This window comes from Salipiger mucosus DSM 16094 (genome assembly GCF_000442255.1).
Classification (GTDB): Bacteria; Pseudomonadota; Alphaproteobacteria; order Rhodobacterales; family Rhodobacteraceae; genus Salipiger; species Salipiger mucosus.
Genome location: NZ_KE557275.1, coordinates 222525 through 244033, shown reverse-complemented (window position 1 = coordinate 244033; position 21509 = coordinate 222525). Strand labels below are relative to the sequence as shown.

Here is a 21509-nt window from a genome sequence, read left to right as displayed (position 1 = left end):
GGCGAGACGAAGAAGGATGCCCACCGATGCCCAAGCAACCTGCGTTTCCCGGTCTCCGCCACGCGATGAAGAAGAAGCAGACCCGGCGTGAGAAGTTTCTCGCGGAGATGGACGCGGTGGTGCCTTGGATGCGTCTGCTGGCGCTGATCGAGCCTCATTATCCGAAGGTCGGGCCGAAGGGCGCTGCGCTGGACCCCATCGACGAGCACATCAATCGGATTATCGCGATGGTGCGGGCGCGGGTGGAGCATCCATTCCGCGTGCTCAAGCGCCAATTCGGGTATCTGAAGACCCGCTACCGTGGCCTCGCGAAGAACCGCGCGCAACTCTTCACGCTGTTCGCCCTCGGCAACCTGTTCCTCGTACGAAGAAAGCTGATGCCATGAGCCGGACTCTGTCCGAGGACCCCGTTTCGGGGCCTCAACAATGCCAAATCCGGCGAAATCAAATGCGCCTCGGGCTCACGCACCGATTTCACAGCCCGGATGGCCGGATGTCGGCGAAGCCGAAGCCGTAGTTCAGACCTTCCTCAAGGATATGAAGACATCGTGGTACGGTCGGCGGCTGAAATCGCCCGGGCCCGGAATGGCTTTCGTGTGAATGGCGGGCATGTCGGAAACGCAGGAGATTCGCGTTCGCGTATGCGGAGACTAGATTCACAGCCTCATGGCCAGGCGCTTGGCAATGAAGTTGATTTCCTGGGATCGGATCGGAGCAAAGTTCGAGCGAACTTCACTAGGGCCGGGATGGGAGATCCAGATCCCTTGGGATCAGGCCGGAGCGACACGTCGGACGTCGCCTCTCAGGGGGGCTCCGGGCGGGGCGAACGACTGGCGTGGCAAACACGGCAGCGGGCGGTTTCCTCCGGTCCGTCAGATGTCCCGGTCGCGCAGGACAAGTGGATGAAGTGGTCCGAGGGGGGCGTCGTCAACGTGTCTTCCAAGAGGATTGGAAACGTGGACGGCAGCAGGCCTCTAGGGTCACCGGTCTCGAGCCAAGGAACCGAGACCGTATCGCCCAAACCCGGAGACCTACTCATGAAGCGCCGCGATCGTGCGGCATTTCGCGGCGCACCGGAGCAGCCGAAATGGGCAACCGAAGACGATAAATGGGCCCAGGCGGTGAAAGAGGGCTCGTCCTCCGTCGCCATTCACAATCCGGGTCGGGCGCCGGCCGCGTCTTTTGCGGCGATGCGTTTCAAAGGGCAGTTCCACGGAAAATTGGCGGGCGCCATGCGGCAGGGAGCGGGTGGTTCGCGGACGACCTCGCAGCAACACTCGCGCTTAACGGAGCAAAAGGCTACACAATTCGCCCCAAAGCGCACCGAAGCGGTTCGGGCCGTCGAAGCGGACAGAGCCTTGGCTGGGCCGGATGCCTTCCGGCAAAGCGAGGTCGTGGATTTGGCTAAATTGCCAGCGCGCGGGGGAGCCGAGGGAAAGCCTCTGCGCACTCGCGATGAATGCGGGCGAACCAAAAACTTCGTCGCCTTCCGGCGGGGGCCATCCCGCGCGGAGTCGGATCCTTCACTGCCACAACAGCGACCACCAGGCGATTCGCGGGAACCTTCCCTCGTGCTGGGAGACGTCGGAAAGGACCCGAGGGCACGCAGGGCAGGTCTCGCCGAAATGGATGGAGTGCCTGCGCGAAAGATGACGCGAGCGGCGGCCGATGGACAATTTGCTTCGACAGGGAATGTGGCGAGCGAGGTGTTTCGAAGCGGTCGACGTAAGACACCCTTGGAGTTGCGCGACAGAGAGACCCTCAAGGAAGCCCGGGAGTCCTCGCGCGACCCTGGTCCGAGGATAGAACCTATGGCCGGGGCAAGCCGCTCGATCAGCGCGCCGCCGGAGCCTGGCGGGGTCATGGTCGCAACGGGTTCGCACGCGGGATTCTCTGAGCCGCTGGTGGTCGTCGCTTCCGCCGCGAGCCATTTTTGGGCCGACACGGAGTCGGATACGATGCCGCACGATGCTCCAGCCGCGGGCTTGTCCGATGGCGTTCGGACAGCGACGATCGGACCACAGCAGGCTTCCGGCATGCGGGTCGATGGACATACCGCCGTCTTGCGTCAGGTGAACGATGCGCTTGACCGCCTGCGTGACGGCCAGGTCGAACTGCGGTTGGACCCCGAGGAACTGGGCCGCGTGCGATTCCGCATGTCGCACGGTGATTCGGGTCTTGTGCTCCACATTGCCGCGGACAGGCCCGAGACGCTTGATCTCCTTCGCCGTCACGCCGAGCAGTTGTCCGCGTACCTTTCGGAAATGGGGTATGACACGGCGAGTTTCTCCTTCGGAAGTGACCAGCAGCAAATGGGCGATCATGGCGATCGGGACTTGGAGGCAGCCAGCGTCGCGCGGCGCGAAGACTGCGAGGATGAGCATGGCGCCGGAATTGCGGAGCTGTCCGGCATGCCCGGGGTGCCCAGCGATGGGCTGGACCTCAAGTTGTAAGGATCGAGGCGAATGACCGAAATGACAACAAAACCGGCTTCCATGGCGACCGTCGGAGCCAATGCGACGACCAACACCGCCGCTGCAAGGAGTAACGCCGCGGTGCTGAGTTCGGATTTCGAAACCTTTCTGACCATGCTGACCGCGCAGATGCAGAACCAGGATCCGCTCAATCCGCTCGACGCATCGGACTATGCCACCCAGCTGGCAACCTTTTCGCAGGTCGAACAGCAGGTGCTTACCAACGACCTTCTCACCAACCTGGGCGCGCAGTTGGCAGGGAGTGCATTCCAGCAGATGGCCGCCTGGGTAGGCATGGAGGCGCTGGCCCGCGCGCCGGTCCGCTACGAGGGTCAACCGATCGAGCTGCGTCCCGAGGGCGCGAATGGCGCCGAGAGCGCGCGCCTAGTGATCTACGATTCATCCGGCGACGTGGTTGCCACGCACCAGCTCGACCTTTCCGACCCATTCTTCACCTGGGACGGCAAGGATGGCGGTGGCGGTGATGTGCCGAACGGGGTCTACAGTTTCGAGATCGAAAGCTACGCCGAGGGGGAACTCATCAACACGCATACCGCGCTGGCCTACAGTGAGATCGGCGAAGTGCGTGAGGAGGCGGGATATGTGTACCTGACTCTCTCGGATGGGTCTCTGGTTCAGGCCGACACGGTGATCGGCCTGCGCTCGCCGGACGGGGCGAGCTAGCCCTGGGTCTCGCGGTAGCTGCGATACCAGTCGACGAAGGCCGCGACGCCCTCGTCGAGCGGGGTGCGGGGCAGGGGGCCGGTGAGCTGGGTGAGCAGCGCGGTATCGGCCCATGTCGCGGGCACGTCACCGGGCTGCATGTCCATGTAGTTGCGTTGCGCCGGCTGGCCGAGGGCCCGCTCGATGGCCGAGACGAAATCCTCGAGCGGTTGCGGCGCGCCGTGCCCGATGTTGAGGACGCGAAACGGGGCCACGGGCGACAGGCTGTCGCCCTCGACCGACTGGCCGATGACCGGGGGCACCCCGGCCAGGCGTCGCAGCCCTTCGATCAGGTCGCCGACATAGGTGAAATCGCGGCGCATGTTGCCGTGGTTGTAGATGTCGATGGGCCGGCCGCCGAGGATCGCTTCCACGAACTTGAAGAGCGCCATGTCGGGCCGTCCCCAGGGCCCGTAGACCGTGAAGAACCGGAACATGGTGATCGGCAGGTCGTAAAGATGCGCATAGGAATGCGCCATGGCCTCGTTCGCCTTCTTCGTCGCCGCGTAGAAGGACATCTGGTGATCGGCCTTCATCGTCTCGCGGTAGGGCATCTCGGTGTTGGCGCCATAGACCGAAGAGGTCGAGGCCATGAGCAGGTGCGCCGGTGGCACGGCCCGCGCCGCCTCAAGCACCTCCATCGTGCCGAGCAGGTTGGACTGCGCGTAGGACCGCGGCGCCTCGATCGAGTAGCGAACGCCCGCCTGTGCCGCGAGATGCACGACAAGGTCCGGCTTCACCCGGTCAAAGAGCGCAGCCAAAGCCCCCACGTCTTCGATCCTCTGGATCACCGGCTGAAAGCGCGCGTTGCTGCCGAGGATCGCGTGCCGCCGTTTCTTGAGCCCCACGTCGTAGTAGTCCGTCAGCGCGTCCACGCCAACGACGCGGTAGCCCTCGTCCAGCAGGCGCTGGCACAGGTGGAACCCGATGAACCCGGCGGACCCGGTGACAAGCGCCGTGCGATCGGTCTCTGCCATGCGATCGTTCCTTTCAGGATCGGGGCCCGTCGGGCCGAAAAAGCCGGGTTGCCAGGCTGTCAGGCCGAGACATGCCAGAGCAGGACAAGCGCCGCGCCAAGGGCGGTGCCGCCGCCGCCCCAGAACAGGCGCCCGGGCCATGGGTTGCGCCTGGGCGGCTCTCGCGGATCAGCCTGACGGATGAGCGCGGCCTCGACAAGGCCCGGCAGGCGCGGGCCGAAGCGCGCGAGCACCTGCGCCGCGCGGGTCAGGTCGCGGACCGAGGCGCGGGGGCCGATGGCGTTCTTGATGTAGTCCTCGACCACGGGGTGCGCGACGCGCCAGATGTTCATGTGCGGATTGAGCGAGCGTGCCACGCCCTCGACCACCACCATGGTGCGCTGCAGCAGGATCAGCTCGGTCCGTGTCTCCATGCCGAAACGCTCCGTCACCTCGAAGAGATAGGAGAGCAGCCGCGCCATGGAGATCCGCGTGGCGTCCATGCCGAAGATGGGCTCGCCCACCGCGCGCAGGGCGCGGGCGAATTCGTCGACGTCGCGGTCCGCGGGGACGTAGCCCGCCTCGAAGTGCACCTCGGCGACGCGCTTGTAGTCGCGGCGAATGAACCCGTAGAGAATCTCGGCGTAGACCCTTCGGGTGTATTCGTCGATATGCCCCATGATGCCGAAATCATAGGCGACGATATCGCCGTTGGGCGCGACCTTGAGATTGCCCTGGTGCATGTCGGCGTGGAAATAGCCATCGCGCAGGGCGTGGTTCAGGAAGAGCTGAAGCACCCGCTCGCTCAGTGCGACGCGGTCGTGGCCGGCCCGGTCGATGGCGTCGTTGTCGCCCAGCGGCACGCCCTCGGCCCAGCTCATGGTCATGACCCTGCGGCCGGACAGGCCCCAGACCACTTCGGGCAGCTGGAAGCCTGCGTCACCCTCGGTATTGGCGGCGAATTCGCTCGCGGCGGCCGATTCCAGCCGCAGGTCCAGCTCGCCCAGCACAACGCTCTCGAAATGCGCGACCACGTCGCGAGGCCGGAGCCGGCGCGCCGAGGGCGCGAGCGTCTCGATCACGAAGGCCGAGAAGTAGAAGGCGTCGATATCCGTGCGGAAGGCACGCTCGATCCCCGGGCGCAGCACCTTGACGGCGACGGGCTGGCCGGTTTCGGCCAGACGTGCCTTGTGCACCTGCGCGATCGAGGCCGCGGCGACCGGTTCGCCGAACTCGGAAAAGGCCTCCTCCACGGTCAGACCAAGCTCGGCCCGGACCTGTTGCCTTGCGGTCTCGATGGAGAAGGGCGGCAGCTTGTCCTGCAGAACGCGCAACTGCTGAGCCAGCTCGTTGCCCACCACGTCGGGGCGGGTCGAAAGGATCTGCCCGAACTTGATGTAGGCCGGCCCCAGCGCAGAGAGCGCGCGCGTGGCCGGCGGCATCGAGGGGTCGCCCTCGTAGCCCAGCCACTTGAAGGGCCAGCCCAGCAGGCGCGCGGCGATGCGCAGCGGCCGCGGCGCGTCGAAGGCATCCAGCACGACGCCCATGGCGCCGGTGCGTTCCAGCGTGGCGCCGGTGCGAACCAGGCGCCAGATATTGTGCGGGCCCTTCACGCGCTACAGCTTCCAGCCGGAATGCAGGCAGGCAATGCCCATCGAGAGGTTGCGGTATTTCGCCTGCCCGAAACCCGCGTCGCGCACCATGCCAAGGAAGGTTTCCTGGTCGGGGAAGCGGCGGATCGACTCGACGAGGTATTGGTAACTGTCGCGATCACCCGCGATCAGCTGGCCCATGCGCGGGATGATGTTGAAGGAGTAGAGGTCATAGGCCCACTGCATCAGCTCGTTGGGGATCTGGCTGAACTCCAGCACCATGAGGCGGCCGCCGGGTTTCAGCACGCGGTAGGCCTCGGCCAGCGCATCCTGCGGCCGGGTGACGTTCCGGATGCCGAAGGAGATCGTGTAGACGTCGAAGCTGTTGGCCGGAAAGGGCAGCGCCATCGCGTCCCCCACCACCCAGTCCAGCTGATCGGCCATTTCCGCCGCCTCGGCCCGCTTGCGGCCTTCGACCAGCATGGGCTCGGTCAGGTCCAGCACCGTGGCGTGGCCGTATCCGGCCCGCTTGAGGAAGCGGAAGGCGATGTCGCCTGTGCCGCCGGCCACGTCCAGCAGCCGCTGGCCGGGACGGGGCGCAAGCCAGTCCATCATCGCGTCCTTCCACACCCGGTGGATGCCCATCGACATGGCGTCGTTCATCACGTCGTATTTCGACGCCACCGAGCCGAAGATGCCGCGCACGCGGCCGGCCTTTTCCGTCTCGGGGATCTCGGCAAAGCCGAAATGCGTGGTTTTTCCAGTCTCGTCGGTCATGGCCCTTGCCGTCTGCTGCTCGGGACTCCTTATAGGGCGGCGGGGGCGCGCTGCAATGCGACCCATGCGAAAGAGGACGTCCATGCCCGAACTGCCCGAGGTCGAAACCGTGCGCCGTGGCCTTGCCCCGGTGATGGAGGGGCTGCGCATCGCCCGGGCCGAGGTGAACCGCCCCGACCTGCGCTGGCCCTTTCCGCCGCGCATGGCCGAGCGGCTGACCGGCGCGAGGGTGGAGCGGCTGCGGCGGCGGTCGAAGTACATCCTTGCCGATCTCGACAGTGGCGAGACGTTGCTGGTGCACCTCGGGATGTCGGGGCGCATGCTGATCTCGGGCGACCCGCTGGGGCGCTTCGTGCACGACCATCCGGCGCCCGCGAAGCACGATCACGTCGTCTTTCACATGGAGAGCGGCGCACGGGTGACCTTCAACGACCCGCGCCGCTTCGGGGCGATGGACCTGATGCCGACCGACGCCACCGAGGCGCATCCCCTGCTGGCCGCGATCGGGCCGGAACCGCTTGGAAACACCTTCAGCGAATCCCATCTCGTTGCGGCGCTGGCGGGGCGGAACACCCCCATCAAGGCCGCGCTGCTCGACCAGAAGATCGTCGCCGGGCTGGGCAACATCTACGTCTGCGAGGCGCTGTTCCGTTGCGGCATCCATCCCGCCCGCAGGGTCAGGCGCATTTCCGAACGCCGCATCGCCACCCTGGTGCCCGTCATCCGTGCGGTGCTGGACGAGGCCATCGCCGCAGGCGGATCGTCATTGCGTGACTACCGCCAAGCCGATGGTGAGCTTGGATATTTCCAGCATTCCTTCGACGTCTACGGCCGCGAGGGGCAACCGTGCCGCACGCCGGACTGCACGAAGACCGTGCATCGAATCGTGCAATCCGGGCGCTCGACGTTCTACTGCCCGGCCTGTCAAAGATAACTTGATCGCGGGCTCCAAGGTGTTAAGGCTCGCGTTTGGACGCTAACGCTTGGGAGCCCGAAGCCATGGCCTACGAGTCGATCATCGTCGAGATCGAGGACCACGTCGCCATCATCACCCTGAATCGCCCGGATGCCCTGAACGCGCTGAACAGCCAGCTTCTGCAGGAGCTTTCGAAGGCGCTGGGTGAGGCCGACGCGAACGACAAGGTGCGCTGCATCATCATCACCGGCTCGGCTAAGGCCTTTGCCGCCGGTGCCGACATCAAGGAGATGTCGGACAAGAGCTTTGTCGACATGTACATGTCGGACTACTTCGAGCCGGCCATGCGGACGATCTCGAACGTGCGCAAGCCGGTGATCGCCGCGGTCGCGGGCTACGCGCTGGGCGGCGGCTGCGAACTGGCGATGATGTGCGACTTCATCATCGCGGGCGAGAACGCCAAGTTCGGCCAGCCCGAGATCAACCTCGGCGTGATCGCCGGCATGGGCGGCACCCAGCGCCTGACGCGCTACGTCGGCAAGGCCAAGGCGATGGACATGCACCTCACCGGTCGCTTCATGGATGCCGAAGAGGCCGAGCGCTCGGGGCTGGTGAGCCGCGTCGTGCCGCCGAAGAAGGTTCTGGAAGAGGCGCGGCAGGCCGCCGAGAAGATCTCGGAGAAGTCGCTGCTTGCCTCCATCGCCGCCAAGCAGGCGGTGAACCGGTCCTACGAGACGACCCAGGAAGAAGGCCTGCTCTTCGAGCGCCGCCTGTTCCATTCGCTCTTCGCCACCGAAGACCAGAAGGAAGGCATGTCTGCATTCCTGGAGAAGCGCAGCCCGCAGTTCCGAGACCGCTGAGGCCTTGTCCGGCTGCCCGGACGGGAGGTTTTGCGCGAATGCCTTTGCATTTCGCGCAAAACCGTCTATAGGCGCCCGATACATGCGTGTGATGCCCGCTCAGGCTAGAATCGGTCCGGTCTCGTGACCCGGGTCTGACAGGTGTTGCATGCCGAACAGTCACTGACCCGATACAAGACCAGGAACGATCATCATGGCCAACACGCCGCAGTCCAAGAAACGCGCCCGCCAGAACACCAAGCGGTTCGACGTCAACCGCGCGCGCCGCTCGCGTATCCGCACTTTCCTCCGCAAGGTCGAAGAGGCGATTGCCTCGGGCGACAAGGCCGCCGCACAGGCCGCGCTCCGCGCCGCTCAGCCCGAGCTGATGCGCGGTGTGACCAAGGGCGTCTTCCACAAGAACACCGCCGCGCGGAAGATGTCGCGCCTCTCGTCACGGGTGAAGGCGCTGGGCTGAAAAGCCACAGTCGACTCGAGCTGATCGAAAAGGCGCCACCACATGTGGCGCCTTTTGTCGTTTGAGCCACTGAATATCGTTTCGCGAGATTCTTTTCTGGAATACCGTGAGTCAAGGCAGATGTTCAGTTGCCGCTCTTTGTCGAAGGTTGGTAATTTCCCCGAGCGAGTCATATCGCTTGGGGGGACAGGCAGGCAGAGACGCGGCCCATATTGCGTGGCGAGCTCTCTGCGGGTTTGACGGTCTGCTGCAGGCCGGCAATTCCACGGGCATCACGCCCGGCCAGTCCAATATATCGATGCGCGAACAGCGCCTGCATGCGGGATCCGGACAGGCACCGGCCACGCAACTCGGGACGCTTTTCGACAGGAATGGCAGGCCATTCCAGCCCGTGCCGTCAGGCAACGGGGCGTGCATCCTTTCCCCGGGCGTTGCTGGCTCGCGACGGGCAATTGCGGATTTGGGGTCCGCATCACAAAAGCGGGGACGAGATGATAAAGGAACAATGGGGCGCGTTGCAGGACCGTCTGAGCAGCACCATCGGCGAGAACAACTACAAGACCTGGATCAAGCCGCTCGAATTCCACGGAATCGAGGACGGCGAGGTCGCGGTGTTCCACGTGCCGACGAACTTCATCGGCACCTACGTGTCGCAGAACTACGGTGATCTTCTGCTGTCGCATGTCGCGTCGCTGAACGACCAGGTGCGCCGGCTGCAGTTCCGCGTCGCCAACGCGCCGCGCCCGGACGCCGGCACGCCGCGGGCGGCCGCTCCGACACCCGCCGCCCAGCCCCAGGCGACCAACGGCGCCGCGACCGACCTGCTTCCCAGCGCCCCGCTGGATGCCCGCTTCACCTTCGAAAGCTTCGTCGTCGGCAAGCCGAACGAGCTCGCCCACGCGGCCGCAAAGCGCGTCGCCGAGGGCGGACAGGTCACCTTCAACCCGCTGTTCCTCTACGGCGGCGTCGGCCTCGGCAAGACGCACCTCATGCACGCCATCAGCTGGGAGCTGCGCACCCGCCACCCCGAGCTGAACGTCCTCTACCTGTCGGCCGAACAGTTCATGTACCGCTTCGTGCAGGCCCTGCGCGAGCGCCGGATGATGGACTTCAAGGAGCTCTTCCGCTCGGTCGACGTGCTGATGGTCGACGACGTGCAGTTCATCGCCGGCAAGGACAGCACCCAGGAAGAGTTCTTCCACACGTTCAACGCGCTGGTGGACCAGAACAAGCAGATCGTGATCTCGGCCGACCGCGCCCCCGACGAGATCAAGGACCTCGAGAACCGCATCCGCAGCCGCCTGCAGTCGGGCCTGGTCGTCGACCTGCACCCCACCGACTACGAGCTGCGCCTCGGCATCCTGCAATCCAAGGTAGACAGCTACCGCAGCCAGTATCCCGCGCTGGAGGTGGACGCCGGCATCCTCGAGTTCCTCGCGCACCGCATCTCTACCAACGTCCGCGTGCTCGAGGGCGCGCTGACCCGCCTCTTCGCCTTCGCCTCGCTGGTGGGCCAGCCGATCACGATGGAACTCACGCAGGACTGTCTCGCCGACGTGCTGCGCGCCTCGGACCGCAAGATCTCGATCGAGGAGATTCAGCGCAAGGTGGCCGAGCACTACAACATCCGCCTCAGCGACCTGATCGGGCCCAAGCGGGTGCGCAATTTCGCCCGGCCACGGCAAGTGGCGATGTACCTGTGCAAGCAGCTCACCGCACGGTCACTGCCCGAGATCGGCCGCCGCTTCGGCGGGCGCGACCACACCACCGTCATGCACGGCGTGAAGCGCATCGAGGAGCTGCGCTCGCAGGACAGCCAGATCGCCGACGACGTCGAATTGCTGCGCCGCGCGCTCGAAGCGTGAGACCCCATCACAACACAAGCGCATGGGCCCGCGGGAACGGGCGCCATGCCCTTGACGCTGCCGGAAAACTCTTCGATCAATCGGCAAAACAGGGTTGGAGCATGCCGCGCAGGGCGCTAGGCTGCGCCTCCGGCCATGCGGAGGGCGAGGGTGATGAAAGTCAGCATTGAACGGGCGGTCCTGCTCAAGGCGGTAAGCCAGGCGCAATCGGTGGTCGAACGCCGCAACACGATTCCGATCCTGGCCAACGTGCTGATCGAGGCCGAGGGCGATACCGTCAGCTTCCGCGCGACGGACCTCGACATCGAGGTGCTGGACCGCGCCCCGGCGCAGGTCGAGCGCGCGGGCGCCACCACCGTCTCGGCCGTGACCCTGCACGAGATCGTCCGGAAGCTGCCGGACGGCGCGCTGGTGCAACTGGCCGACGATGCCGCCTCCGGGCGGCTGACGGTCACCGCGGGCCGGTCGAACTTCAATCTCGCGACGCTCCCGCGCGAGGATTTCCCGGTCATGGCCTCCTCGGAGTACTCCTCGAACTTCTCCGCCAAGGCCGAGGTGCTGCGCCGGCTCTACGACAAGTCGAAGTTCGCCATCTCGACCGAGGAGACGCGCTACTACCTGAACGGCGTCTACATGCACGTCGCGGAGAGCGAGGAGGGCCGGGTGCTGCGCTGCGTGGCAACCGACGGCCACCGGCTCGCCCGCATCGACGCGGCGCTGCCCGCCGGGGCCGAGGAGATGCCGGGGGTGATCGTGCCGCGCAAGACGGTGAATGAGCTGCGCAAGCTGCTCGACGACGACGAGATGGACATCGCGGTCTCGGTCTCCGAGACCAAGGTGCGCTTCGCCACGCCCGATATCACGCTGACCTCCAAGGTGATCGACGGCACCTTCCCCGATTACTCCCGCGTGATCCCAATGGGCAACACGCGCCGGCTCGAGGTCGATGCCAAGGAATTCGCCAAGGCCGTGGACCGTGTGGCCACCGTGTCGTCCGAGCGGTCGCGGGCGGTCAAGCTGCAGCTCGACGAGGACCGCCTCGTGCTGTCGGTGAACGCTCCGGACAGCGGTGCCGCCGAGGAAGAGCTGGCCGTGGCCTACGGCGACGAGCCGCTCGAGATCGGCTTCAACGCGAAGTACCTGCAAGAGATCGCCGACCAGGTCGACCGCGAGAACGCGGTATTCCTGTTCAACTCCTCGGGCGACCCGACGCTGATGCGCGAGGGGTCCGATACCAGCGCGGTCTATGTCGTGATGCCGATGCGGGTGTGAGCTGGCCGCGACCCGTCCGCCAGAGCCGCCTTTGCGTATTTGGAGAAAGATGAAAGACCGGAATCCGCATCCCTTTCATCTTTCCGAAAATACGCATGATCCCCTGTCGTCGCGGCACCGCGCCCGAGGGTCCGGCGCATGAGCCTCCACCTGTCCCGCCTGAGCCTGTCGCACTTCCGCTCGCACAAACGCGCTGTGGTGGAGGTCGATGCGCGGCCGGTGGCGATCTTCGGCCCGAATGGTGCTGGCAAGACCAACCTGATCGAAGCGGTTTCACTCTTCTCGCCGGGTCGTGGGCTGAGGCGCGCGGCCGCGCCGGACATGGCGCGCCGACCGGAAGACCTCGGCTGGACCGTTTTGGGCCTTCTGCAGACCCCGGGGGGCCTGCACGAGATCGACTTCCGGTCCGAGGGTGGATCTGCGCGGCAGGTGCAGATCGACGGAAAGCCGGCGCCACAGACGGCGCTGGGGCGTCTGTCCCGGGTTCTCTGGCTGGTGCCCTCGATGGACCGGCTCTGGATCGAGGGGCCCGAAGGGCGGCGTCGATTCCTCGACCGAATGGCGCTGAGTTTCTTTCCGGACCATGCCGAGGCGGCGCTGGCCTATGAAAAGGCGATGCGCGAGCGCAACCGCCTGCTCAAGGACCAGGTGCGCGACCCGCACTGGTATGCCGCGCTCGAGGCGCAGATGGCGCAGGGCGGCGCGGTGCTGACAGCGAACCGGCGGGCCGCACTGGAGCGGCTGTCGGAGGCGCAGGCCGGTGCCGAGACCTCGTTTCCGGCGGCCGAGCTCGAGCTGGTCTCGACCGAAGCCGAGATCCCCGGGACCGAGGCCGACCTTGCCGCGGCGCTCGCCGAGAGCCGCTTTCGCGACCTGGCCGCCGGTCGCGCGCTGGTCGGGCCGCACCGCGCTGACCTGCGCGGGGTCTATGCCGCCAAGGGTGTGCCGGCGGCCGACTGTTCGACCGGCGAGCAGAAGGCGCTGCTGATCTCGCTGATCCTTGCCAATGCCCGGGCGCTTGCCACTGACATCGGCGCACCCCCGATCCTGCTGCTGGACGAGGTTTCGGCGCATCTCGATTCCGACCGGCGTGCGGCGCTTTACGACGAGATCTGCGCGCTGGGTGCCCAGGCCTGGATGACCGGCACGGGCCCGGAGCTGTTCGACGATCTCGGCGCCCGGGCGCAGCGCCTGCACGTCACCGAGGAGGCCGGCCAATCGCTGGTTGAAAAGCGCGAATGACCCCCCCAAATCTTGTGTCAGCGGCGTGACAATCTCCCCCGTTCCGCGTATAAAATCCTCAAATATCATGAAGGAAGGCGGCATGGCCGAACCCGCAGGCGCCCAGAACGATTACGGCGCGAATTCCATCAAGGTTCTCAAGGGCCTGGAGGCGGTGCGCAAGCGCCCCGGCATGTATATCGGGGACACAGATGACGGCTCCGGCCTGCATCACATGGTCTACGAGGTCGTGGACAACGGCATCGACGAGGCGCTGGCCGGGCATGCCGATTTCGTGCTGGTCAAGATCCACGCCGATAACAGCGTCTCGGTCCGGGACAACGGTCGCGGGATCCCGGTCGATTTGCACGAGGGCGAGGGTGTTTCGGCAGCCGAGGTCATCATGACCCAGCTGCACGCTGGCGGGAAGTTCGACCAGAACTCCTACAAGGTCTCCGGCGGCCTGCACGGCGTGGGCGTCTCGGTGGTGAACGCGCTCTCGGTCTGGCTCGAGCTGCGCATCTGGCGCGACGGCAAGGAGCACTATGCCCGTTTCGAGCACGGCGAGACGGTCGAACATCTGCGCGTCACCGGCGAGGCCGAGGGCGAGACCGGGACCGAGGTGCGCTTCCTGGCCTCGACCGAGACCTTCAGCAATCTCGACTATGAGTTCGCCACGCTGGAGAAGCGCCTGCGCGAGCTCGCCTTCCTGAACTCGGGCGTGCGCATCATTCTCGCGGACGAACGCCCGGCCGAGCCGCTGCGCAGCGAATTGCACTACGAGGGCGGTGTCCGCGAGTTCGTGAAGTATCTCGACCGCTCGAAGCACCCGATGATGTCCGATCCGATCCACATGGTGGGCGAGCGCGACGGCATCGGCGTCGAGGTGGCGATGTGGTGGAACGACAGCTTCAACGAGATGGTGCTGCCCTTCACCAACAACATCCCGCAGCGCGACGGCGGCACGCACATGGCGGGCTTCCGCGGGGCGCTGACCCGGACGCTGACACGCTATGCGGCGGACAGCGGGCTCGCACGCAAGGAGAAGGTGAATTTCACTGGGGATGACGCAAGGGAAGGCCTGACCTGCGTGCTCTCGGTGAAGGTGCCTGATCCGAAATTCTCGTCCCAGACCAAGGACAAGCTGGTGTCCTCCGAGGTGCGCCCGGCTGTGGAAAACCTTGTGAGCGAAAAGCTGGCCGAGTGGTTCGACGAGCACCCGAACGAGGCGAAGGTCATCGTCGGAAAGATCGTCGAGGCGGCGCTGGCGCGCGAGGCGGCGCGCAAGGCGCGCGAGTTGACGCGGCGCAAGACGGCGATGGACGTGAACTACCTCGCGGGCAAGCTCAAGGATTGTTCCGAGAAGGATCCCTCCAAGACCGAGCTCTTCCTGGTCGAGGGCGACTCGGCCGGCGGCTCGGCCCAGACCGGGCGTGACCGGGGCACGCAGGCCGTCCTGCCCCTGCGCGGCAAGATCCTGAACGTCGAGCGCGCGCGCTTCGACCGGATGCTGGGCAGCCAGGAGATCGGCAACCTCGTGATGGCGCTTGGCACCGGCATCGGCCGCGACGAGTTCGACATCTCGAAGCTGCGCTACCACAAGATCATCATCATGACCGACGCGGACGTCGACGGGGCCCACATCCGGACGCTGCTGCTGACGTTCTTCTACCGGCAGATGCCCGAACTGATCGAGGGCGGGTATCTCTACATCGCGCAGCCCCCGCTCTTCAAGGTGACGCGCGGCAAGTCCGAGGTCTACGTCAAGGACCAGGCGGGCCTCGACGACTATCTGATCCGGCAGGGTGTCGACGGGGCACAGCTGACGCTCGGCAGTGGCGAGGCCATCGCAGGCCAGGACCTGACCCGTGTCGTGGACGAGGCGCGCCAGCTCAAGCGCGTGCTGGATGCCTTCCCGACGCATTACCAGCGCCACATCCTCGAACAGGCCGCCATTGCGGGGGCCTTTACGCCGGGCGCGGTGGAGTCGGACCTGCAGGGCGTCGCCGACCGTGTGGCGCAGCGGCTCGACCTGATCGCCGTCGAATACGAGAAGGGCTGGCAGGGCCGCATCACGCAGGATCGCGGCATTCGCCTTGCCCGCATCCTGCGCGGGGTCGAGGAGGTGCGTACCCTCGACGGACCGATGCTGCGCTCGGGCGAGGCCCGGCGCACCGGCAGTTTCACGGAGGCGCTGCAAAACATCTACAACGTGCCCGCGACGCTCGAGCGCAAGGATCGGCGCCAGGCGATCTACGGCCCGCTTGGCCTGCTCGAGGCGATCCTCGATGAGGGCGAGAAGGGCCTGACTCTGCAGCGTTACAAGGGCCTTGGCGAGATGAACCCGGACCAGCTGTGGGAGACCACGCTGGACCCGGATGCGCGGACCTTGCTGCAGGTGACCATCGACGACATGGCAGAGGCGGACGACCTCTTCACCAAGCTGATGGGCGACGTGGTGGAACCGCGCCGCGATTTCATCCAGCAGAACGCGTTGAGCGTCGAGAACTTGGATTTCTGAGGGATGTAGGCGCGCGTAGTTTTTCGCCGCGCGAATATTTTTTCGCGTAGGGATGACGGGTTAAAAGTGAAAAATTTATACTTGTCAGTAGGTTGTCGAAACTTTCAAAAGCGGCAACCTACTTCGCAAACTGATCAAGCGTAGAGCCTTTACGGAGCGAAGTGGCCAGCAGCCTCTTTCTGCTCTGGCCCAGAATTGGCCATTGCCCATGAAGGCTGCGCTGAGCAATTCTCCATAGAATGAAGTTGCCAAGGGTCGGAGGTTGCGGCTTAGAGCGAGATGACCGGCGGCAGGCGGACCTTGGGATGACGAGCGGGATGCCAGAGGGCTTGGGCTCACGGTGCATACTCGGCAGCGGTTACCATGGAGGGAAGACGGAAGCTCCGCTACCTTCGAGACAACTGGTCGTCGACCCCGGTCATCCGAGCTCGCCAAGCCAGCATTTCGCGGCTGACCAGATACTGGCTGACCTGCTCCCCATAGAGTCCGCGTTCTTTAGTTCGCTCTGTTCAGCGTTTGGTCCTCGACTGACCGTTGGTGATACTCCCACGGTGAGCCCGTCGAGGCTCGTGTGGGGGCGGTGGTGATTGTAGTCGTTGCGCCATTCAGCGATCAGCTCCCGGGCGTGACGCAGGTTGGTGCCATCGTAGATCGCGCAGGAGCCAGAGCCGCTTTGCCAGCCGCCACCGTGCAGCCAGACCATGACCGGCAGGCCCTCGGCGCCCTGGGGCGCCCAGATGTTCAGCGCCAGGCAGTCGTCCCCGGCCTCGGCGTAGTCTGGCGGGGCGAAGGCGGGGGTGACAGGGGTGCCGTCGACCGGTTCAGGGCCCTCGCGGGGCGGTGTCGGCGTGGCGGTCGGCGACAAAGGATTCGGTCCAAGAGACGACTGGTTGCGGTGGAAGGAAGCGGTTTTCGCCCGCGATGGATCGCGCGTAGGGAATGCCGAGGAAGAGGGCGGCGCCGGCCCCGGCCAGGACCGCGCGTCGGCCGAGGCTGAAGTCGGAAAGCACGATTGTGATGATCGTCTCCTTCGTTGCGGCTGGGCGCGCCGGTCTACTCATGTGAAAACCGCCGCCCCGGAGGGCGGCGGCATCTGTCATCGGGCGGGCGTCACGCAGGCGAAGCTGTCGATCGACGCTTCATCGCCGCCGGTGTATTCGGCTGTGGCCGGGTAGGCGCAGACCGGCATCTGGCGGTCCGGCATGGACGGGGCAGAGGCGGGCATCCGTTCCGGCGCTTCGCCGCTGTCCTGCCAGTCTTCCAGCAGCGTCAGCGGATCGAAATCCTCGAAAGCGGGGCCGCCGCCGCAGTGGGTCATGCCGGGCACCACGAAGAGCCGGGCGAAGTCATCCCCGGTGTCCTCGGTCGCCGCGTCATGCCAGCGGGCGATGTCATGGGCGGAGAAGATCGGGTCCGCCGCCCCTTGGAAGATCACCATCTTGCCACCGCGCGCGGCATAGGTCGTCAGGAAGGTCTCGTCCGCGTCGAAATATCCGCCGACATCAGCCACGGCGCGCGCGAGTTCGCCGAAGTCGAGATCGGCGGGCACCTCTTGCGGAGGCGTCATGAAGACGGCGCCGGCCGACGGCACGCTGAGGCTCTGGTGCATCGCGGGCCGCTCGGCGGTGCCCAGCTTCCAGGCGCGCCAGCCGTCGGCGCTGATACCCGGATCCCAGGGATAGCCGGTGTAGACCGGGTTGCCCGCGCTGTCCTTGGCGCCATCCATGATGGCCAGCAGGGCGTCCAGCTTGTCGTCGTCCAGCTGCCCGCGCAGCGCCTGCGGGTCGAAGTCGCACTGGCCGTAGGCGGCGACCACACCGTCCTCCAGCTCGTCCAGCGCATCGCATTGGGCGAGGACCTCCTCCGAAACGAGGTTCAGATCCTCGGGCGTCAGGGCCGCATGAAGCTGCCCCTCGGGAGCGATCGGCATTAGCTGTTCAACATCCCAGACCGAGCCGACTGCGGCCCGCGACAAGTGAAAGCCGGGGTTGCCCACGACCACGCCGTCGAACTCCAGCGGGAAGCGTTGCGCGGCCATCATCGCTTCGCGTCCGCCGTTGGAACAGCCCATGAAATACGACTGGCCGGGCGCGCCGTCATATTAGGCGCGGATCAACGACTTGGCCGTGTCGGTCACCTTGCCGATGGAGGCATAGGCGAGGTCCAGCCGTGCCTGTTGATCGGCGGTGAAGTCGAGGTTGAGACCGTTGTGTCCGCCGTCCATGCTGACCACGGCATAGCCCCGCGCCAGCGCCGGGGTCGCCGTCGATCCGGTCGAGGGGATGGCCCCGATGGCCGGCGCGATGAAGCCGTCGGTGCCGCCGCCGCCCTGGAACAGGGACCGTCCGTTCCAATCCTCGGGCATCCGGAGTTGGAAGCGGATGCCGTATTGGTTGCCGTCAGCACCGGTGCGGTCCTCGATCTTGCCCTCGACCAGGCAATGCGCGCCAACCTCGACCGGGCGGGGCGAGCCGCCGGTCATCGCGCTCATCGGGTCAGGTGGCAGAGTTCCTGCACCCTGAGCGCTGGCGGTGCGGATCTGGGTCGACGGCAGGTCGATGCCGGTCAGCGCCGCGCAGGCATCTCCGGATTGGGCCAGCGCGGGACCGGCCAGCGTGGTCGACCCCAGCAGGGCAAGGGTGAGCAGTTGGGTCTTCATGGGGGTGTCCGTCTTGGTCTTCGTGGGGTGTCTGCCTTGGCATTTCAGCCAGGATGTCCATATAATTGACTTATGGTCAGATAAATAGTGACCGCCGGTCATTTAGCAAGGTCTGGCCCCGGTGCAAGGAAGGAAATCGACATGGTCTTGCCGAAAAACAGGCAGCGTGCGCGCTCGGACAGCGAGAAAGAGGCGCGGCGCGATGCGATCCTTGCGGCGGCGCAGCGCCTGATTGGCAGGGTCGGGATCGACGGCATGACCATGAACGCCCTTGCGACCGAGGCCGGGGTGTCCAAGGGCACGCTCTACATCTACTTCAGCAGCAAGGAAGAGGTGCTGCTCGCGCTCTTCGTCGATGCGATGGCGCAGGTGGTCGCGATCATCGAAGCAGAGGCGAACGCTGACACGCTGATCGAGGTCATGGGCCGTGCGCCGACCGAAGCCCCGCTGTTCGTGCCGCTTTTGGCGCGGCTGGTGGCGGTGATCGAAGCCAACGTGCCGGACACGTCGCTCTTTGCGGAGAAGCGGAAGATGCGGGACATGGGGCAGCGCGTTGCCGCCTTCATCGCGCAGGTGACCGGGGCGCCGGAGCACAAGGCGCGTGAGGCCAGCACGGCGCTGATGCTGACGATGCAGGGGGCGGCGCAGTTCGATATTTCGGCGCGGCGGGATCTGTCGTCGGTGCCGGACGACATGCGCCCCATGTTCGAAGGCCAGTCCTTCTCCAAATCCTTCCCCGCGGCCGCTCGGCTGATCCTGTCCGGGGTCACGTCGGATGGCCCGTCCTGAAGCCTGAGGGGCTCAGACGGCCGCGCTGTCCTGATCGATGAGGCGCTTCAGGTCCTTGGATGGGGCCAGGCCGAACATCCGTGCATATTCGCGGCTGAACTGAGAGGGGCTTTCGTAGCCGACCGCGAAACCCGCACGGGCGATCTCGGTGCCTGACAGGATCGCGCGCCGGGGGGCCTGAAGGCGCAGGGCCTTCTGGTATTGCAGGGGGCTCATGCCTGTGGCGTTTCGGAAATGGCGGTGGAAGGAGGCGATGCTCATCCCGGCGCAATTGGCCATGTCCTGCACCGGAACGCTTTCGTCCAGGTGGGTGCGGATCCAGGTCAGCGCCCGGCGCACCTGTGTCAGCTTGGGGTCCGAGGCGACGATCTGGTGCAGGGCGGCGGCTTGCGGCCCGCGCAGCAGCCGATAGAGCAGCTCGCGCTGAATCAGCGGGCCGAGGATCGCGGCGTCCTCGGGGGCATCTTGCAGAGCGAGAAGGCGCGCACAAACCTCCGGCGGGCCCTCGGCGACTGGCCCGAAGGCATAGCATTTGCCCTTCTCCGCAGCGACCTGGGGCGCATCGGCCAACAGGTCTGCCAGGGCATCGCGCCGCAGGGCGACACGGATGGCGAGATAGGGCGCATCACGGCTGGCCCGGGTGACCCGGCCCGTCACCGGCAGGTCGATGGAGCCCACGAAACAGGTGCCCGGCGCATAGTCCAGAATGGCCTGCCCGATGGTGACCTCCATCGCGCCCTGCAAGACGATCACGGCCATCGGTTCAAAGAACATGGCCATGCGGCTGTCGGTCGATCTGGCGGACAGAAGGGTCACGCCCTCCAGAAGGTCGACCGCATCCTGCTGCGCGACGATCCCGGCCGCGCGCGCCGCCAGCTTTGCGATGTCTTCGGGCATTCGGGCCTCCTGCATGGGCAGCCGGTTTGATCGGATCAGGCAAGTCTCCGAGAGAATGCATGATGGCGCCCGATGATCCTATGCATACCTTCACTTTGCAAGACAGGGTGTTGCGCCTTCTGCCGCTAGGGGGCGCGCACTGCCTTTCGGCGCGCGGGCCCGCCCGGGCTGCACGGATCGGGCAGGCACCCCCTGTCACAACAGACACCAAGACCCCTGCGCGGGCGCGTGCGCCCCGCAGGCAAGACACGGAGATCATACCGTGGCAGACCGCATCAAGGTCGGCTTCATCGGCCTCAACCCCGACAGCAACTGGGCCTTCAACGCGCACCTTCCGGCGCTGAAGACCCTGACCGACGACTTCGAGATCACAGGCGTTGCCAACAGCACCCCCGAAAGCGGTCAGCGGACGGCCGAGGCGCATGGGCTGACAGCCTTCGACACGCCCGCCGACCTCGTCACCTCGGACCAGATCGACCTGGTCGTCGTCACGGTCAAGGTGCCTCACCACTTCGAACTGGTCAGGCTCGCGTTGAACGCGGGCAAGCATGTCTATTGTGAATGGCCGCTGGGGAACGGGCTGGAGGAGGCGCGCAAGCTTGCCGCGCTGGCCGAGGAAAAGGGCGTTGTCGCCGTCGCCGGCACCCAGGCGCGTGCGGCGCTGGAAGTCGAGCATCTGAAGACCCTGATCGCCGACGGCTATGTCGGGCGCGTGCTCTCGACCTCTCTCATCGGGTCGGGCGGGAACTGGGCGAACACGACCTCTGCCGCGCTTTACTACCTGTTCGACAAGGCCAATGGCGGCACCATGGAGGACATTCCGATGGGCCATACGCTTGCCGCCGTGCGCGACGTGCTGGGCGATTTCGGCCCTCTCAGCGCCACCAAGACCTTCAATTTCGACACGGTGACGGTGACCGATACGGGTGAGGAACGGCCGAAGACCGCGCCTGATCAGGTCATGGTGCAGGGCCAGATGGCCAGCGGCGCGGCGCTGTCGCTCCATTACCGTGGCGGCACCAATCGTGGGACCAATTTCCTGTGGGAAATCAACGGGACGGAGGGCGATATTCAGGTCACCGCAGGGCTTGGTCACGCGCAGATGGTGCAACTGACCATCAAGGGCGCGCATGGGGACGAGACCGAGCTGACCGAGCAGATGCCGGACGCGTCGCTCTACGAGGGCAAGCCCGAGTTTCCGGGCGCGCGCAACGTGGCCGGGGTCTATGCCCGCATGGCCAACGACATCCGATCCGGATCGCGCACGGCGCCAAGCTTTGCTGATGCCGTAGAATTGCACGAAGTTCTGGACCGGATAGAACGCTCTGCGTCGAATGCCTGATTTTGGCTCTTGGCCGGCCCGACAATCGGGCCGGCGCTCGAAGCGGCGCGGGCCAGACAGGACCTGAGGAAGACGCCCATAACGAGGCCGCGAGCAGGACGGCCTCGGCAACTGACATGGGCGTACGCTTTCCCGGCAAGATTGATGAGCGCCCATCATGAGCGTCCGCGTCCTGCGCAGCATAGTGC

Annotated in this window: 16 protein-coding genes and 4 pseudogenes; 12 read left to right on the top strand and 8 right to left on the bottom strand. The window is 65.8% G+C overall.

Annotation, left to right across the window (positions count from 1 at the left end; all coding sequences use genetic code 11):
- Positions 1–173 precede the first annotated feature (173 nt).
- The 3 genes and pseudogenes from SALMUC_RS31045 to SALMUC_RS10525 form a co-directional block, all read left to right on the top strand.
- Positions 174–386, top strand: a pseudogene (locus SALMUC_RS31045) (transposase); the annotation flags it as partial.
- A 651-nt stretch (positions 387–1037) separates the two neighbouring features.
- Positions 1038–2453, top strand: a complete 1416-nt coding sequence (locus SALMUC_RS28885) for a flagellar hook-length control protein FliK (protein WP_198014564.1) — start codon at positions 1038–1040, stop codon at positions 2451–2453.
- A gap of 12 nt (positions 2454–2465) precedes the next feature.
- Positions 2466–3158: a flagellar hook capping FlgD N-terminal domain-containing protein gene (locus tag SALMUC_RS10525; RefSeq protein ID WP_021120200.1), complete on the top strand. Its 693-nt coding sequence runs from the start codon at positions 2466–2468 to the stop codon at positions 3156–3158.
- On the opposite strand, the gene SALMUC_RS10520 is transcribed toward SALMUC_RS10525, so the two are convergent.
- The 3 genes from SALMUC_RS10520 to ubiE are packed head-to-tail and all read right to left on the bottom strand — an operon-like array spanning position 3155 to position 6522.
- Positions 3155–4174, bottom strand: coding sequence for an NAD-dependent epimerase/dehydratase family protein (locus SALMUC_RS10520; protein WP_020042004.1), 1020 nt, complete (start codon positions 4172–4174; stop codon positions 3155–3157). The two genes, SALMUC_RS10525 and SALMUC_RS10520, sit on opposite strands and share 4 nt — an antisense overlap.
- Positions 4175–4233: 59 nt before the next feature.
- The gene (ubiB, locus tag SALMUC_RS10515; protein ID WP_020042003.1) at positions 4234–5766 is read right to left on the bottom strand and encodes a 2-polyprenylphenol 6-hydroxylase; all 1533 of its coding nucleotides are present in this window, start codon (positions 5764–5766) and stop codon (positions 4234–4236) included.
- Between the two features lie 3 nt (positions 5767–5769).
- Positions 5770–6522, bottom strand: a complete 753-nt coding sequence (gene ubiE, locus SALMUC_RS10510) for a bifunctional demethylmenaquinone methyltransferase/2-methoxy-6-polyprenyl-1,4-benzoquinol methylase UbiE (RefSeq protein ID WP_020042002.1) — start codon at positions 6520–6522, stop codon at positions 5770–5772.
- Positions 6523–6604: 82 nt separating this feature from the next.
- Between ubiE and mutM the strand changes: the two genes are divergently transcribed.
- The 7 genes from mutM to gyrB all read left to right on the top strand — a co-directional run bounded on the left by mutM (position 6605) and on the right by gyrB (position 15634).
- Positions 6605–7456 (top strand): bifunctional DNA-formamidopyrimidine glycosylase/DNA-(apurinic or apyrimidinic site) lyase, encoded by an 852-nt coding sequence (gene mutM / locus SALMUC_RS10505; RefSeq protein ID WP_020042001.1) that lies wholly within the window; start codon positions 6605–6607, stop codon positions 7454–7456.
- Between the two features lie 65 nt (positions 7457–7521).
- Positions 7522–8298, top strand: a complete 777-nt coding sequence (locus SALMUC_RS10500) for an enoyl-CoA hydratase (RefSeq protein WP_020042000.1) — start codon at positions 7522–7524, stop codon at positions 8296–8298.
- 193 nt (positions 8299–8491) lie between these two features.
- On the top strand, positions 8492–8755 hold the full coding sequence (rpsT, locus tag SALMUC_RS10495; protein WP_020041999.1) for a 30S ribosomal protein S20: 264 nt from the start codon (positions 8492–8494) through the stop codon (positions 8753–8755).
- A 491-nt stretch (positions 8756–9246) separates the two neighbouring features.
- Entirely contained in the window at positions 9247–10620 is a 1374-nt protein-coding gene (gene dnaA, locus SALMUC_RS10490; RefSeq protein ID WP_021120198.1) for a chromosomal replication initiator protein DnaA, read from the top strand.
- A gap of 153 nt (positions 10621–10773) precedes the next feature.
- Positions 10774–11892, top strand: a complete 1119-nt coding sequence (gene dnaN, locus SALMUC_RS10485; RefSeq protein ID WP_020041997.1) for a DNA polymerase III subunit beta — start codon at positions 10774–10776, stop codon at positions 11890–11892.
- Between the two features lie 138 nt (positions 11893–12030).
- A complete protein-coding gene (gene recF / locus SALMUC_RS10480; RefSeq protein WP_020041996.1) occupies positions 12031–13134 on the top strand; it encodes a DNA replication/repair protein RecF in 1104 nt (367 codons plus the stop codon).
- An 82-nt stretch (positions 13135–13216) separates the two neighbouring features.
- Positions 13217–15634: a DNA topoisomerase (ATP-hydrolyzing) subunit B gene (gyrB, locus tag SALMUC_RS10475; protein ID WP_020041995.1), complete on the top strand. Its 2418-nt coding sequence runs from the start codon at positions 13217–13219 to the stop codon at positions 15632–15634.
- Between the two features lie 495 nt (positions 15635–16129).
- On the opposite strand, the pseudogene SALMUC_RS30425 reads toward gyrB, so the two are convergent.
- The 4 genes and pseudogenes from SALMUC_RS30425 to SALMUC_RS30420 all read right to left on the bottom strand — a co-directional run.
- Positions 16130–16271 (bottom strand): annotated as a pseudogene (locus SALMUC_RS30425) (integrase core domain-containing protein); the annotation flags it as partial.
- 39 nt (positions 16272–16310) lie between these two features.
- Positions 16311–16499 (bottom strand): annotated as a pseudogene (locus tag SALMUC_RS31520) (carboxylesterase family protein); the annotation flags it as partial.
- Complete coding sequence (locus SALMUC_RS31800; RefSeq protein ID WP_198014563.1) at positions 16456–16695, bottom strand: carboxylesterase family protein; 240 nt, start codon at positions 16693–16695, stop codon at positions 16456–16458. The pseudogene SALMUC_RS31520 and the gene SALMUC_RS31800, both read right to left, overlap by 44 nt.
- Before the next feature lie 35 nt (positions 16696–16730).
- Positions 16731–18116 (bottom strand): annotated as a pseudogene (locus SALMUC_RS30420) (tannase/feruloyl esterase family alpha/beta hydrolase).
- Positions 18117–18434: 318 nt separating this feature from the next.
- On the opposite strand from SALMUC_RS30420, the gene SALMUC_RS28210 reads away from it, so the two are divergent.
- On the top strand, positions 18435–19082 hold the full coding sequence (locus tag SALMUC_RS28210) for a TetR/AcrR family transcriptional regulator (protein WP_020041991.1): 648 nt from the start codon (positions 18435–18437) through the stop codon (positions 19080–19082).
- Positions 19083–19094: 12 nt separating this feature from the next.
- On the opposite strand, the gene SALMUC_RS10455 is transcribed toward SALMUC_RS28210, so the two are convergent.
- Positions 19095–19979, bottom strand: a complete 885-nt coding sequence (locus SALMUC_RS10455) for an AraC family transcriptional regulator (RefSeq protein WP_020041990.1) — start codon at positions 19977–19979, stop codon at positions 19095–19097.
- Positions 19980–20241: 262 nt separating this feature from the next.
- On the opposite strand from SALMUC_RS10455, the gene SALMUC_RS10450 reads away from it, so the two are divergent.
- Positions 20242–21321 carry a Gfo/Idh/MocA family protein gene (locus SALMUC_RS10450; RefSeq protein ID WP_020041989.1) on the top strand — a complete coding sequence of 360 codons (1080 nt, stop codon included), beginning with the start codon at positions 20242–20244 and terminating at the stop codon, positions 21319–21321.
- The last annotated feature ends 188 nt before the right edge of the window (positions 21322–21509 follow it).